Source organism: Nostoc sp. PCC 7524, assembly GCF_000316645.1.
Classification (GTDB): domain Bacteria; phylum Cyanobacteriota; class Cyanobacteriia; order Cyanobacteriales; family Nostocaceae; genus Trichormus.
In genome coordinates, this window is the sequence record NC_019684.1 from 2928665 (window position 1) to 2943845 (window position 15181).

Annotated in this window: 11 protein-coding genes; 5 read left to right on the top strand and 6 right to left on the bottom strand. The window is 42.9% G+C overall.

Annotated elements, in window-relative coordinates:
• Positions 1-128 precede the first annotated feature (128 nt).
• A complete protein-coding gene (locus NOS7524_RS11655) occupies positions 129-638 on the top strand; it encodes a GNAT family N-acetyltransferase (RefSeq protein ID WP_015138686.1) in 510 nt (169 codons plus the stop codon).
• A gap of 199 nt (positions 639-837) precedes the next feature.
• On the opposite strand, the gene NOS7524_RS11660 is transcribed toward NOS7524_RS11655, so the two are convergent.
• Complete coding sequence (locus tag NOS7524_RS11660) at positions 838-1815, bottom strand: DUF1517 domain-containing protein (RefSeq protein ID WP_015138687.1); 978 nt, start codon at positions 1813-1815, stop codon at positions 838-840.
• Between the two features lie 1208 nt (positions 1816-3023).
• Between NOS7524_RS11660 and NOS7524_RS11665 the strand changes: the two genes are divergently transcribed.
• A complete protein-coding gene (locus NOS7524_RS11665) occupies positions 3024-4241 on the top strand; it encodes a glycosyltransferase family 4 protein (protein WP_015138688.1) in 1218 nt (405 codons plus the stop codon).
• 88 nt (positions 4242-4329) lie between these two features.
• Here NOS7524_RS11665 and thiS read toward each other — a convergent pair whose 3' ends face one another.
• Together thiS and NOS7524_RS11675 are read right to left on the bottom strand one after the other, a co-directional pair.
• Positions 4330-4542 carry a sulfur carrier protein ThiS gene (gene thiS / locus NOS7524_RS11670; RefSeq protein WP_015138689.1) on the bottom strand — a complete coding sequence of 71 codons (213 nt, stop codon included), beginning with the start codon at positions 4540-4542 and terminating at the stop codon, positions 4330-4332.
• A gap of 18 nt (positions 4543-4560) precedes the next feature.
• Positions 4561-5673, bottom strand: coding sequence for a thiamine phosphate synthase (locus NOS7524_RS11675; RefSeq protein ID WP_041555708.1), 1113 nt, complete (start codon positions 5671-5673; stop codon positions 4561-4563).
• Between the two features lie 475 nt (positions 5674-6148).
• Here NOS7524_RS11675 and NOS7524_RS11680 point away from each other — a divergent pair, with 475 nt between their 5' ends.
• The gene (locus tag NOS7524_RS11680; RefSeq protein WP_083882601.1) at positions 6149-7954 is read left to right on the top strand and encodes a DUF1565 domain-containing protein; all 1806 of its coding nucleotides are present in this window, start codon (positions 6149-6151) and stop codon (positions 7952-7954) included.
• Between the two features lie 75 nt (positions 7955-8029).
• Here NOS7524_RS11680 and NOS7524_RS11685 read toward each other — a convergent pair whose 3' ends face one another.
• Positions 8030-9232, bottom strand: coding sequence for a DUF4336 domain-containing protein (locus tag NOS7524_RS11685; protein ID WP_041555709.1), 1203 nt, complete (start codon positions 9230-9232; stop codon positions 8030-8032).
• Between the two features lie 139 nt (positions 9233-9371).
• Between NOS7524_RS11685 and NOS7524_RS11690 the strand changes: the two genes are divergently transcribed.
• Positions 9372-10064: a hypothetical protein gene (locus NOS7524_RS11690; RefSeq protein ID WP_015138693.1), complete on the top strand. Its 693-nt coding sequence runs from the start codon at positions 9372-9374 to the stop codon at positions 10062-10064.
• A gap of 82 nt (positions 10065-10146) precedes the next feature.
• Here NOS7524_RS11690 and NOS7524_RS11695 read toward each other — a convergent pair whose 3' ends face one another.
• Positions 10147-11163, bottom strand: coding sequence for a GGDEF domain-containing protein (locus tag NOS7524_RS11695; RefSeq protein ID WP_015138694.1), 1017 nt, complete (start codon positions 11161-11163; stop codon positions 10147-10149).
• A 793-nt stretch (positions 11164-11956) separates the two neighbouring features.
• Entirely contained in the window at positions 11957-12157 is a 201-nt protein-coding gene (locus tag NOS7524_RS11700) for a heavy-metal-associated domain-containing protein (protein WP_015138695.1), read from the bottom strand.
• A 337-nt stretch (positions 12158-12494) separates the two neighbouring features.
• Here NOS7524_RS11700 and alaS point away from each other — a divergent pair, with 337 nt between their 5' ends.
• Positions 12495-15137: an alanine--tRNA ligase gene (gene alaS / locus NOS7524_RS11705; RefSeq protein WP_015138696.1), complete on the top strand. Its 2643-nt coding sequence runs from the start codon at positions 12495-12497 to the stop codon at positions 15135-15137.
• Positions 15138-15181: the final 44 nt, after the last annotated feature.

Below are 15181 nucleotides of genomic sequence, written 5' to 3' on the forward strand. Positions count from 1 at the left end.
GTTTCATATTTGGTGTTGTTTTGTGAATAAAATCTTCGCTTAATTCCACATTTCTAGAACTTTTATTTTTGTTGGCGTAGCCTGTGCTGGCGCATAAATATTCATTATCAAATCGAATTACTATACTTATGCAGCAACTCAAAGAAAACTGTACAAAACATCTCAAATTTATCCAAACTACAGATATTGTAGATTTTGTTCCTCTTTTAAAAGAGTTGGAATTTGGTGATCAATTTAGTTTAGCAATGCTCAGATGGTGTGGTATTGGTAAGCCTGATGAATCGATTACATTTTGGCAAGTTTATCTAGTTAAGTTAGCAGCAGAAACAATAGGAGTTATGGGTCTGTATCAAGTAATTGATAGTCCCTCAGATGTGGTTTGGGTAGGATGGTTTGGTTTGCGTCCTAAATTCCGCAGATTAGGTTGTGGTTCCATCATGATGGAACATTTAAAACAATATGCCAGCCATTTTGGATATCAGCAACTTTGGGTATTTACAAATTACGATAATTTAGCCGCTATCTCTTTTTACGAAAAGTTAGGTTTTGTAAAACTAGGTGCTGCTGCTGAACTGTGTCCTGGAAAAACACATGAGCTTTCAGATGTGATTTTGAAATGTATAGTAGGTGACAGGTGACAGGTGACAGGTGACAGGTGACAGGTGACAGGTGACAGGTGACAGGTGACAGGTGACAGGTGACAGGTGACAGGTGATGCTATAACTTAAAATCCCACTCATAACGTAGGAGGCAGTAGAACAAAACTACTACCTCCTGGCTTGAAAATACTACTTTGACCAATGCGGTTAAACTTGTTTTATGGGGACTGGCTTGTTGTTAAACCAGTTTCAAATCAGGATACTCGGCTAACAAATCATCAGAGGTGAGAGTATCACCTTCAGCTTGGGGTGTCCACAGCACTTCCAGCGCCAACAGTTTATCAGCAGGGATGCTACCCATTTGCCGTAAAGCCTGACGCAAATCATCAATATTGTTAACGGCTGGGAGTTCCCACTTGCCTAATGTCGCCGCTAATAAGGTGACAATAATGTATTCCCCAGGGCCTTCACTAATTAAACGGGTGGGGTTTTCAAGTTCACCAGATGAGGGCAAAGCATCTTTTGCTAAGGCAGCTTTTAGCTGGTTGTTGACGTTAGACAGAGTTTCTTCGCTAAACTTGCTACGTTCTGCTAATGCTAGGCGGTTGAACTGGCCTTCAGCAGAATTTAATTTGGCTTGTTGTGTACCAACACCTGCATATACCCAATATTCAGGGTGACGTAGCAAGGCTAGACTGGTTTCTTGCACCACTTGGGCGCGTCCTTCTGGGGAATTGGTATCAGCCGCTTCGGCGATGCGGTTTAGTTCGGGTTGCAAATCACGGGCTTGTGCTAATAATCCTACTTGCAAACGAGCTACGCTCACAGTAGGGTTGCTGCTATAGCCGACTTCTTCACCTTCACCACTGGAGACACGGCGGAAGGTTTGAACTAAGAAATTAGCGATCGCAATAAAGATTAAAATTGTAAACAGACCACCAAATCCTCCCCCAATACCCCAGAAAGGAATTAAGAAAGGAAAGCCAAAACCACCACCAGGATAAGGCGCATAGTAGCCGCCACCGCCGGGAGGTGCATAGGTACGTGGGTTATAAGTGCGGCTAGAAGGTACTCTGAAGGAACCACCACCAATTCTGCCACCACTACGGGCTGCTAATGCACCTTCAGCGTGGCTAAATACCAATGTCAACACCAATCCTAGGGTTAAGAAGGTTTTTAACAGTGGTTTGATAGTTTGTTGTATTTTTTTAGGCATAATCACAGTCGCTTGAAAAACGGTAGTGCTTAATTATTTTTTCTTTAGTCAGAGCGTTGAGGTGGGGATATGATACCAGCCCGTAATTCGCAGTCAGTCTTTGATTGGTAGTAGCTTTGTGTACGCTCATTTTTTTGGCTACAGATCCAATCTACCGCGTCTTAGCTTGGGTAAGCAGCAAACCCCAGGGGGATTTCTGTAGTGGATAACCGTACCTCAAAATTTATTCCCTTTGAAGGAACTTTGGAATGAATTAATGATTACCTTTCCAGCAACACAGGGGACAGGTTACAGGTTACAGGTGATAGGTTACAGGGGACTAAGAATAAGCCTTTGCTAGTAGGGACGAGTTTACCAATATCACTATTAGTAATTGATGATAATTTTCAACCCGCTCCTAATGAATTTTTATGCGCCAGCGCAGGCTACCCCAACAATAATTAAATAGGAGTCTCATACCATTTTAGATTCAGATATCAGCTAATAACTGGGAAATTATTAATAGGAAGGATGATATTGGAGATTAATCAAAATAATCTTTGAATAACGGCAACTTTTTGTGCTTTTTACAGCATTTCTCATTTGTTCACTACAGATACAATCATCAGCTTTTCGGATAAAATTTTCAACCAAATTGCCTAAACTTGATCCATAAAAGACTAAAACATACAATTAACAAACACTTCATAGAATTAACAAAGAAGTTTCTATATTTCATCTTTTAAAATATAGATATCACCTATTGAAGGCACTCTCCCTTAGAGGACAACTTAAGGCAACTGTCGTCGGCTATGCCGACTTGTGGCAAGTGGCTTGGATTTAGGGGGATCTGAAAGGATTTGGTACATCACCAGGGACTTTTCAAATAACCTCTTACAACCATCAACAATCATGCTCTTCACAGCTAGGTACTACAGAGTGTCAAGTCAGGCTGCAAATATCTCAACCATGATCGGTTTCATGAAGAATTGTAAAAATTTCTGACAAATAATGGGTAAATACTTATTTTTCAGTTTTTATTGTTGGCTAAAAATAAAAAAGGGGAGAAAATTAGATACTAGCGTCAGTGAATTCCTCAGTAAAAATTTCTGTGTAATTACTTACAGGAGGTAGTATTTATAGCAACCAGCCAATTCTGATTAATTACTTTGCCTTAGTTGCAGTTTGAAAATTGAGAACTTATTTGCAGTCAATTACAAGAAACTAACATGGAACACGTCTCACAACTAGCAACACCAATTAGAGAAACAACTGCATCCCCGGACATTTTAGTAATATCACGGCTTTTTCTACCCAAAGAAGCTGTAATTGGAGAATATCTCTACAATCGTTGTCTTCAAGATCCGGAGCGAGTCATTGTTTTGGCGGCTAGTTGTGCGGGTGATCAAGTTTTTGACCAAGCACAACAGTTTCCCGTGTATCGCTGGACAAATCCTAAAGATTGGTTAGGTAATTTTATCGGCAGTTATTTGCAGCCTTGTTGTCATCTCATCTTGTCATTTGTCTTAGCAATTAAACTTTATTTTCGCTATCGCTACCGCTATATTGAATGGGGTCACGGCTACGATTTTCCTTCACTGTTGTTATTGAGTTATATCTTACCAGTGCGCTTTTTTATTTACTTGCACGGTAAGGATTTAGTTTGTGCTATCCGCAATCCCCTATGGCGATCGCTCTTTAAACTTACCCTAAAACGAGCCGAAGGCATTGTCTGTAATAGTTCTTCCACCCAAGATTACCTGAGAAATACCTTCCGCCTGCAAACTCCTACCCACCTCATTCATCCAGTAATCAGGCCAGAAAAATTTGGTTTAGGAAACCACACGAGAAATTTAGATGAGTTACGCGATCGCATCCGTCAGGCTTACAATATTCCCTCGACATCTATAGTGATTCTCTCCGTAGGACGCTTAGTCAAGCAGAAAAGCTTTGAACGGGTGATTGAGAACTTACCACTACTTTTGACTATTGGCGTTGATGTTCATTATCTCATTTGCGGTGCAGGCCCCTGTGAAGCGGAACTAAAATCTCTAGCGCAACGCTTGCGTGTAGATCAAAGAGTACATTTTGCTGGCTATGTACCTCATCAGGAATTAGCAGGCTATTATGCAGCTTGTGATATCTTCGCCATGCTAACTATTGCAGATAAAAAAGCGAGAGGTTTAGAAGGGTTTGGGGTTGTCTATTTAGAAGCTAGTTACTTTGGTAAGCCTGTAATTGCCTCTCGTCATGGTACGTTACTTGATGTAGTGCGCCATGAAGAAAACGGCCTATTGGTGAATCCTAAATCTGGCTATGAAGTATTTCAAGCCTTCAAGCAATTGTGTCAAAACCAACAACTACGCGAACAACTTGGCCGTCAAGGTAAAGAATTAGCTAACCGTAGAACTATGCACCGTTTGTTATATGTGGGGAGTAGGGAGTAGGGAGTAGGGGGAGATAGGGAAGATGAGGGAGAAAAAATAAATACTGACGACTATTGCCTATTGCCTATTGCCTACAAAAGTGCCTATTTCACCCTCCACCGACAATCGTCACCACTTCTAGACGATCGCCTGATTGTACTGTAGTTTTTTCCCAGAATTGACGATGTAAAATTTCCCCGTTGTACTCTACGGCTACTAAACGAGGATTAAAACCTAACTGTGCTAGTAAATCAGGTAAAGGGGTTGAGGATACACAATGATGAGTTTCCCCATTTACCTGAAGGGTAATCTCATGAGACATAAACCGGATTTTTGCAGCTTAAATGGATTTTTCTGGTTTGACGCGATTGAGCTGGGAGAGCAAATATTGGGTGACTAAAGTCGGTTGTTCGGCTTGCATGAGCGATCGCACTACTGCTACCCTTTCTGCACCTGCATCAATCACATCATTGATATTATTGACATCGATGCCCCCAATGGCAAACCAGGGAACTGAACTATTTTGTTCGGCGTAACGAACATATTCTAAACCCGCAGCCGCTTTTCCAGCTTTTGTGGGAGTTTCATATACAGGCCCCACGCCAATATAATCTGCACCTTCAGCAATTGCTTTGTGCATTTCTTCGGAGTTGGTAGTGGAACGGCCAATTAAACGTTGCGGGCCGAGTAATTGCCGGGCGATCGCAATGGGCATATCTTGCTGTCCCAAATGTACCCCATCTGCATCTACAGCTAAAGCTAAATCTACCCGGTCATTGATGATAAATAAAGCACCGTAAGCATGACATAGTTGCTGTAACTTTGTGGCTTGTTCTAGACGCACGGTGTCGTCCGTATCCTTATCGCGGTACTGCACCAAAGTCAATCCACCTTTGAGCGCAGATTCGACAGTAGCCAATAAATTCTCTGATGGGGATGTTACCAAATATAGACGCGATCGCCACAACAGCTGATGACGCTCATACCCCATTAACTCTGTCTCTAGGGTGTAAACCTGATAGCGCATCTGCTTAAAAGCTTTGCCCATATTGGGATGATAAAGCTTACCATACTCCTCCACCACCCGCAGAGCTTCTTGGACACGGCAAAAGTTAGCTTGTAATAATGACTTGAGACTAGAGCGTTTTTCCTCCTGGGGATGACTTAACTCAGTACCGGGATCACCTGCTGTATCTCGTGCAGCGCGTAATTCCGCCGTGTGCCAAATCGCCACCTCTTGACGGAGGTGCTTAAATTCCCCGGACATTTGGGCATTATTTAACCCAAAACGACACCATTCTTCAATAATCCGCAAACCCTCACGAGCGCGGTCTAAATTAGCATCTAAAATGCGGTAGACAACCTGCTGTATTTGCTGTTGTTGGCTGTATGGCTCGACCATTACAACACTCCCATTAGTGATGCTTTCATCGTAATAGCCAGCCTCTTTCATAGTTGCAATGTGCTTTGCATAGTCGATTTGCATAGGATTGGGTACTGGGGATTGGGTACTGGGGATTGGGTACTGGGGATTGGGTACTGGGGATTGGGTACTGGGGCATTAGGGAAATTTTTTCCCAGTCCCTTTGAGTCCCTATGCCCTTCCAGTCCCTACTCCTCCGAACTTCTGATCGGAGGAAACCTCCGCTTAGAGTTCTCTCTACTCCCTACTCCCCTACTCCCTCTATATAATTACTTTGTATTTAAAATAGCCAATTGGTCAATAGAGCGGATAACATTATCGTCATACTGAATATTGGAAGTATGAAAAATTATTATTACTTCTAAGGAGTGGTGTGAAGTTGATTTCCCTCATTTTTTCACCAAAATATCGTAGATTAAACAACTTGCAATCTCAGCCAACTTCTTTGGCAGTTACAAGGTCTCCAGTTTCGGGCTGCTTATTATGCACTCTAGGTATAGTCAGCATGACGTTACTGAGTACAAACCTTGGTAGCGTCCTTGCTCAAGTACCACCTATATCAAATCAGATGCTCCTGGGTGAATCAACACTCTCCCAGGTTAATGTACTATTTGTCAACCCCAGTATCGGAGATGACACGTCCGGAAATGGCAGTGAAAATGCCCCTTGGAAGACGATTACCCAAGCATTACAAGTTGCCACCCCTAATACAATTATTAAGCTGGCTCCTGGTACTTATAGTGCGGATACAGGAGAAGTATTCCCCTTGATGCTCAAACCAGGTGTTGCTATTCAAGGTGATACCGAGAATAAAGGACAGGGGATCATCATTCAAGGTGGTGGACAATTCCTCAGTCGGAGTTTTGGCGGGCAGAATGTCACCATTGTTGGTGCTAACAAAGCCGGCTTAAGTGGGGTAACGGTAACAAATTCTAACCCCCGTGGTTACGGTGTCTGGATAGAATCAACTAATGCGGTAATTGCAGACAATACCTTTACGGGCAATACCCAGGATGGTGTGGCTGTGGCTGGTAACAGTGCTAGCACCATTACTAAGAATTACTTTTATCGCAATGGCGCGAACGGCATCACCATCAGTGGTAATTCTCTAGCCCAGATCCGAGAAAATGTGTTTGAACAAACGGGGTTTGGAGTCAATGTTACCCAAACTGCTGCGCCAGTGGTAGTAAGCAATGTCATTAAAGACAACCGTGCTGGGATTATCGTCCAAGCTAAATCTCGTCCCATTTTACGAAATAATTTAATTCAAGGGAGTAAAGAAGACGGTTTAGTAGCGATCGCTCAAGCAATGCCTGACTTGGGTAATGCGACAGAAGCAGGTGGTAATGAATTTCGCAACAATAGCCGCTATGACATTAATGCTGGTGCGGCTAAACAGGAAATTGTGGCGGTTGGCAATACCATCAATCGTCAACGCATCGCTGGTAAAGTCAATTTAACTGCGCCAGTGGCTACCCCAGCCAATCAAGTCCTTGAGCAGACACCGGCAAACGGCGAAATTGTCTTTACTGCTCCTGGTGTGTCGGACACTAACACCCAACCCCGGCAGCCTGTCAGTAATCAAAGCCGCAGCCAATTGCCACCACTGACATCAGCCAACGCACCTCTGACTGTACCTAGACTCAATCAAATACCATCAGCCCCCGTTGCCAACAGAACGGCAAACCGAAACAGAGCCATCACAACTCGCCCAGCCTCTCCTAGAAAACCCACGGCATTACCACCTGTTCCTCCTCAAACGGCACAGCTCAATTTTGTGCAAATCGATCGCAACACCATTGAGTTTGTTGCACCCCAGGAAGAACAATCACAGCCAACGATGACTACTCAACAGCAGTCATGGCCATCTAATCTCTCACCATTACCGACAGGAGTTAGGCAACAACAATCAAACCCCACCCTAAAAGTAAGTCCGGTTCCGGGTAATGATGTTGTAGAAGTTACTGCTGCCAGGAGTAATGAGCTGTTGCCTGTTCCTAGTGGTGAGATTCCTCTAGGTAATACCCGCAATATGCGAAGGATTTCAGCACCGCAAACTTATACAACTAGCTATGGAGGAAATTATTTATCTTCTCATACAGCAGGTGTACGCTACCGCGTAGTTGTAGAAGCAATAAGTGACAGAGAGCAGGAGTTAGTTAAATACTTAGCTCCTGGTGCATTTCCCACCGTTTGGCAAGGGCGTAGAGTTATGCAAGCTGGAGTGTTTAGTAGTCGTGATAACGCTGATGAAATGTTGCGGATACTCAATAGCAATGGTTTAAGGACTATAGTTGAACCATTGAATTGATTAGCCAACTGTGATTAATTCAAAAAAGCGATCGCCTACTAAAATTTCAGGCGATCGCTTTTTTGGATTCTCAAATTAAACTTTTTCCTTGGCGGGTGTAGCAATGCCTCGCTTGACGAAATGACTCTCTAATTCTTTGATGAATTTCATCTCTTCATCTAACAGAGATTGATTGCCATCAATAGCAGAGTTCTTTTCTAAAAAAGAGAAGGCTTGGCGAAATTGCTGGGGAGTGGCTGTAAATGGTGAATCAAAGTGACAGGAAATAATCTGTTGAAAATCCCATTTCGCCACTTTTTCAGCCCAATTGATAACTTGTTGCGGGGCTTGGGGCAGAATCAGGGTTTGCAGAATGGGGGCTACAAATGGTCTACCATTACCCCGTAGAGTCGCAAAGGACTGCTGCCAATTTTCTTGCCATCGGAAGGGAAATAAACCAAAGTATGCTTTTGGTGAATGATGTGGTGCTTTGATCGCATCGCGCAACATCTCACCCCATCCAGTGATTTCCATTGCCCTAGGACGAAAATAAATGGCAAACAGGGAAATACGTTGCCATCCTTGGCGACGGTTGGCTGGATGATCTGCAATGGCTTGGCGTGCGTTTTCCCTCGCGTGAAACAGTAAGGGGTAGGGATCTAATTGAAAGATTTCTGGTGGCTCTTCTGGTACAGATAACACAGTATCAGTCACCAGTAGAGTGTGCGATCGCCTATGATACATAGCCACTTCTACAAATGATCCCCGCCCCAAATTAATATCTAAAATTGCATAGTCCAACTCATCAGCAAAGGGGGCTTGGCTACTATCTTCTGGTAGTATCTGGGTGCGTTTGTGGGGAAAACCTAGCCAACTGAGGGGCAAATTGTAGGGGAAACTCCACTGGTGGGGAGCAACAAAAACCTGCGATTGGGGAAACTGTCTCGCAAAGGGGCCGACAAAGATTTTATGCTCTAAACCAGAACTGGTAGGCAGAATAATATACTTAACTGCTCCGTGCTTGGCTACTAAATTATTAACTAGGCGTACACACTCAACAGTCGGAGCCACAGGTGCATACACCAACAAACCACCTGTATCAAGCTTGATCACCGTCATCCGAATCGGCACTATGGTGTAGAGGATGCCGTGGAGTTGATCAAATGTCCAAATCTTATCCTTGACTACTTCTCGGCAAAGTGTCCGCCGTCTGCTGTAGGGATAAACTGGTAAAGCCAGCCAGAACGGCCATAACCAATCTCTGGGATTATCTCGCTGCGACTCTACCTGTGAGTTCATCATCGTACAACCATCTACTCCTTTCCAATTTCTAACATTGGGCATAGAGCATGAGATATGCAGCATTGATTAATATAATTAAGAAACATTAAGCTGTAATCAAAATTTTCTTCCCCTACCCTCTATTTTCCCGACACAAATGAGTCAAACTGCCCTAAATCTAGTTGCAATCTCTGTTTTTATCATGACTTTATCGGCTCTATTGGGACCTTTAATTAACTTATCTCCTACAGTTCCAGCAGTTGCTACTTTCACTATTTTGGGCATAGCGACTTTTGATAGTTTTAGTTTACAAGGTAAGGGCGGCACTATTGTTTTAGATTGGATTGCTGGCTTTTCACCACAACACCGCGATCGCATTATTCATCACGAAGCTGGACACTTCCTTGTGGCTCACCTTTTAGGTATTCCCGTCACAGGCTACACCCTCAGTGCTTGGGAAGCTTGGAAACAAGGACAGCCAGGGCAAGGTGGTGTCTCCTTTGATGATGAAGAGTTAGCATCTCAATTACAGCAAGGTAAACTCAGTACGCAGATGTTAGAGCGTTACTGTACTGTGTGGATGGCAGGTATTGCTGCGGAGAATTTAGTCTTTACTCAAGCTGAAGGTGGTTTTGATGATCAAAGTAAACTCGCAGCCGTTTTAAAAACTGTGGGTTTTTCTGAGTCTGCTTATCAGCAAAAACAAAGGTTTCACGTACTCCAAGCCAAAACCCTTTTACAAGAAAATTGGTCTAGTTATCAAGCTTTAGTAGTAGCAATGAGACAACGGGCTACAATTGGCAACTGTCAGCAGGCGATTGTTGATGGCGGAGTGGGGAGTGGGGAATAGGGAGTGGGGAAGATGGGGGAGCAGGGGGAGCAGAGGAGAATAACTATTACCTATTGCCTATTGCCTATTGCCTATTCCCTTCTTAAGAAACTGCTTCGAGTTCTGAGACTTGAGATAATTGATCCCAACTAATGAATCGGTTGCGTCCGGATGCTTTAGCTGCTAATAGACATTGATCAGCATGGTGTAATAAGCTGATTCCCTTGTCATCATCATTTGCTTGCAGACACGCCACACCCAAGCTAATGGTGATATTAAGAGTTAATTTACTGTTAATAGCAAATGCTTGCTCTCTAACTACCCGATTGAGACGTTCTGCGACTTTTTGCGCCTCTTCACCGTTGGTATGAGCTAAAATTATCACAAATTCCTCACCGCCATACCGGAAAGCAGTGTCTTGAGAACGCAGATTGTGGCGTAGGCGACTACATAATAATTGCAAAAGGCGATCGCCCACTAAATGTCCATGCTGATCGTTGACTTTCTTAAAATAGTCCACATCTAGAATAATCAAGCTTAAGGGAATATTTTGACTACGGGCTTTAGTAATTTGTCTAGGTAAATCCCACTCCAAGGCTCGCCGATTATTTAAGTCGGTTAAGGAATCGGCTAAGGCGATCGCTGATAAGATATCGTTTGTATTCATCAAATCGCGATACTTTTGTGCTTTCCGCAAACCAACTTGTAATTGACCTAAAAGTAAGTTGTTAATTGCTAACGTACTTGTTAGATTGTCTGTTTCTTCAGTTAATAACCAAATATAAGCATCTGCACCCTGGTTGAGTGCATTAGCTGTCATCTCAAATTCCCATTCCCAACCGCGTTGACTTCTCGCCAAGATTTGCTCTTGACGATCTTCTACAAGAATACAATGTATCCAGGATAGCTGGCTTTGCTGTTTTAACCAGCTACAAAGTTCGACACTGCCCTGTAAACTTGCTTGCACAAATATGACATCGGGCAGCACAATTTGGAGATGCGACACTACCTGATTAAACTCAGTCATCACTTTTAAATTAAAAGCGTTGGCATCATGGATCTGATCGGGAAGTGTAGCAAGAAAGTTAAGACTCCCAAAGACCAGAATGCTTATCTTCATTGCTGTGGTTTTTGCCTTTCTGATTGCAAAGATTCAAGTTTATTTTTCCGTGTATTTATATAGTTAATGTGTGTTTGAGACACTTCTCTATGTTTGTATAGTCTTACTCTTAAATAAACAAATAACTAAAATTTTAATATCCTCTTAATACATTTAGCAGTACATATAAAATTTGGATAAATTAAAGCTCTGATGATAACTCTCCCCTTTATATCTATATATAGATTTAACAGTGAAAATACGTAATATTCTATATTAACAACATATTATTACTGTAATTCCCATGTGATAATTATTGAACTTAAGCAAAATAACTAATAATTTGCTTTACTGGTGTTAAGAATAAATATCATTTTACTTATATTTATTCTTATAAAAATCATACTTTTTTATCTACAGTATAATTGACTATAAAAAATAAAAATTTTTTATGTTGTATACTTTATTTTTCTAAGTATTTTCTCGTAAATAAGAACTGTCATAGCTGAATTTACTCAAATTAGCGAAATATAACAGCGTAAATAGCTATACTGATACACTGATTCTTAATTTGGGGGTTATTAGCCCAAAAATATTGCTAAAACTATCTATAACTATGTGGCTATTAAGCAGATTCCTTAGATAACATCCATAAGATGTAGAGAATAATTCTATTTACATTATTAGTAAAATTATTCTCTACAAAACTAATGATTTTTGCTGTTTTGTTCTTTAATTGGCATTAATTCTGCCATTAAATATGGGTCAGATGTAGCCACATTGAATTTAAGATGATGAAGAAATGAGTTGATTATTAATAGCCTGCTATCGAATAACCAGCAGCGACAATTACTTGCTTAATTGACTCTTCAGATGCGGCTGATTCTACCGTAACTGTTTTATCTTTAACATTGACATCAACTAGGGCATCTGGCTCCATAACATGAATAGAATCGGTGATCTTTTCTGCACAAGCATCACAAGCAATATCGGGAACTTTTAATTTCAGAGCCATTACTGACCTCAATACTTATTCTGAATCAGTTAAATATATTAAATGAGCTAGCGATCGCTCATCTGACTAAAGATAGGTAATTGAAACATTACATACAAAGAAGTGCATCAGCATCACATAGAACTGCACATAGGCATAAATTCCTGGCAGTAAAGGGAAACAAAATGCAAAAATATATAGAGCTACTTATGAAAAACACTTAGTAGATATGCGTCCCAACAGCATCTATCTCATGGCATAGATGACTGCTATGGGGACAAACTTTGTCTGCACTAGAGACAAAAGCTTGTGTGCAGATGTTCCCTAGTTTATTTACACTACTTTTTACGTTCGACCCATGTCTTTAAACCCGCAGCAACTCAGTGGTAACGAAATTCGTACCCAATTCCTTAACTTCTTTGCCCAACGGGGACACCAGATTCTGCCCAGTGCTTCCCTCGTGCCAGAAGATCCCACCGTGCTGCTGACGATCGCGGGGATGCTACCATTTAAACCGATATTCCTGGGGCAGCGCACACCAGAATTTAACCGGGCGACAACTTCCCAAAAGTGCATCCGCACCAACGATATAGAAAACGTCGGACGCACCAAACGGCATCATACATTTTTTGAGATGCTGGGTAATTTCAGTTTTGGTGACTATTTTAAAGAACAAGCGATCGCCTGGGGTTGGGAAATCTCCACAACAGTTTTTGGTTTACCCAAGGAACGCCTAGTTGTCAGCGTCTTTGAAGAAGACGACGAAGCCTTTGCTATCTGGCGGGATCAAATTGGTGTACCAGCAGCCAGAATTAAACGCATGGGTGCAGATGATAACTTCTGGGTATCCGGTCCCACTGGACCCTGTGGCCCTTGTTCCGAAATATATTACGATTTCCACCCAGAACGGGGCGATGACAATATAGATTTAGAAGATGACACCCGGTTTATCGAGTTTTATAACTTGGTGTTCATGCAATACAACCGGGATGCAGAAGGTAACTTAACACCCCTGCAAAATAAAAACATTGATACCGGCATGGGTTTGGAGAGAATGGCGCAAATTCTCCAACAAGTGCCAAATAATTATGAAACAGACTTAATTTTTCCGATTATCGAGACAGCCGCCAAAATCGCGGGGATCAATTACCACGACAGCGACGAGAACACCAAAGTTTCTTTAAAAGTCATCGGGGATCACGTCCGTTCCGTTGTCCACATGATTGCTGATGAAATCCGCGCCTCCAATGTAGGGAGGGGTTACATATTGCGGCGATTAATTCGGCGGGTGGTGCGTCATGGGCGATTAATTGGGATTACAGGGGAATTTATTAACCAAGTTGCCGAAACAGCGATCGCTCTTTCGGAATCAGCATACCCCAATGTGCGCCAACGGGAAGCAGGTATTAAAGCGGAACTGCAACGGGAAGAAGCGAATTTCCTCAAAACTTTAGATAGAGGCGAGAAACTTCTAGAGGAAATTATCCAACAGGTGAAACAGCAAGGGCAAACCCAAATTAGTGGTGAAAGTGCTTTCACCCTGTACGATACCTACGGCTTCCCCTTAGAACTCACCCAAGAAATCGCTGAGGAAAACCACCTCACCGTTGATGAAACTGGCTTTAATATCGAGATGCAAAAGCAAGTCGAACGCGCCAAAGCTGCACACGAAACCATCGACTTAACAGTACAAGGTTCTCTCGACAAACTCGCAGAACACATCCACGCCACCGAGTTTATAGGTTATGAGCAACCAGCAGCAACAGCGCAAGTCGAAGTTTTATTAGTAGGTGGTGTTTCCCAAGAAGAAGCCGAAGCCGGAACAGACGTGCAGATAGTCCTCAACCAAACCCCATTCTATGCGGAATCGGGGGGACAAATAGGCGATCGCGGTTATATTTCCGGTGATGGTGTGGTTGTACGCGTGGAAGATGTGAAAAAAGAATCCGATTTCTTTGTCCACTTCGGACGCATCGAACGCGGTACACTGCGCGTAGGCGATACCGTCACCGCCCAAATTGATAGGGCTTGTCGTCGTCGCGCCCAAGCTAACCATACAGCAACTCACCTCCTCCAAGCAGCGTTAAAGAAATTTGTTGATGAGGGCATATCTCAAGCCGGTTCTTTGGTATCCTTCGACAGATTGCGCTTTGACTTCAACTGTCCCCGCGCTTTAACACCAGAAGAAATCCAACAAGTTGAAGAACAGATTAACACCTGGATAGCCGAAGCCCACTCCGCCAAAGTCGAAGTATTACCCTTAGCTGAAGCGAAAGCTAGAGGTGCTGTAGCCATGTTTGGGGAAAAATACGGTGATGAAGTCCGCGTGATAGATTTCCCTAGCGTATCTATGGAATTATGCGGAGGTACGCACGTAAGTAATACTGCGGAGATTGGCGTATTCAAGATTATCACTGAAGCTGGCGTAGCTTCTGGGGTGCGGCGGATTGAAGCGGTATCCGGGCCGGCAATTTTAGATTACTTGAATGTACGGGATAAAGTGGTTAAAGATTTAAGCGATCGCTTTAAAGTCAAACCCGAAGAACTACCAGACAGAATCACCACCCTGCAAACCGAACTGAGGAATGCGGAGAAGCAATTGGAAACACTAAAAGGACAATTGGCGATCGCTAAATCCGACAGCTTACTTCAAACAGCGACAACTTTAGGCGACCACAAAATTATAGTTGCCGAATTAGAAGGCGTTGACCCCGAATCATTGAAAACCGCAGCCGAACGCCTACTGCAAAAAATCGGTAACGGTGCAGTGGTAATGGGTTCAGTTCCCGAAGAAGGGAAAGTTAGCCTAGTTGCAGCCTTCAGCCCCGAAGTCAACAAGAAAGGCTTACAGGCGGGTAAATTTATTGGTGCTATAGCGAAAATCTGCGGCGGTGGCGGCGGCGGTAGACCAAACCTCGCCCAAGCCGGAGGACGCGACGCAAGTAAATTACCAGCAGCCTTAGAACAAGCTAAAAACGATTTACTTTTGGCTTTAAGCTAAGACCCATATTACATCAGGCGGGTATCTTACCCGCCTCAAGACTC

Coding starts and splice junctions, on each gene's coding strand:
- NOS7524_RS11655 (WP_015138686.1), top strand. CDS start 129: ATGCAGCAACTCAAAGAAAACTGTACAAAACATCTCAAATTTATCCAA.
- alaS (WP_015138696.1), top strand. CDS start 12,495: ATGTCTTTAAACCCGCAGCAACTCAGTGGTAACGAAATTCGTACCCAA.
- NOS7524_RS11660 (WP_015138687.1), bottom strand. CDS start 1,815: ATGCCTAAAAAAATACAACAAACTATCAAACCACTGTTAAAAACCTTC.
- NOS7524_RS11695 (WP_015138694.1), bottom strand. CDS start 11,163: ATGAAGATAAGCATTCTGGTCTTTGGGAGTCTTAACTTTCTTGCTACA.
- NOS7524_RS11690 (WP_015138693.1), top strand. CDS start 9,372: ATGAGTCAAACTGCCCTAAATCTAGTTGCAATCTCTGTTTTTATCATG.
- NOS7524_RS11675 (WP_041555708.1), bottom strand. CDS start 5,673: ATGAAAGAGGCTGGCTATTACGATGAAAGCATCACTAATGGGAGTGTT.
- NOS7524_RS11665 (WP_015138688.1), top strand. CDS start 3,024: ATGGAACACGTCTCACAACTAGCAACACCAATTAGAGAAACAACTGCA.
- NOS7524_RS11680 (WP_083882601.1), top strand. CDS start 6,149: ATGACGTTACTGAGTACAAACCTTGGTAGCGTCCTTGCTCAAGTACCA.
- NOS7524_RS11700 (WP_015138695.1), bottom strand. CDS start 12,157: ATGGCTCTGAAATTAAAAGTTCCCGATATTGCTTGTGATGCTTGTGCA.
- NOS7524_RS11685 (WP_041555709.1), bottom strand. CDS start 9,232: ATGAACTCACAGGTAGAGTCGCAGCGAGATAATCCCAGAGATTGGTTA.
- thiS (WP_015138689.1), bottom strand. CDS start 4,542: ATGTCTCATGAGATTACCCTTCAGGTAAATGGGGAAACTCATCATTGT.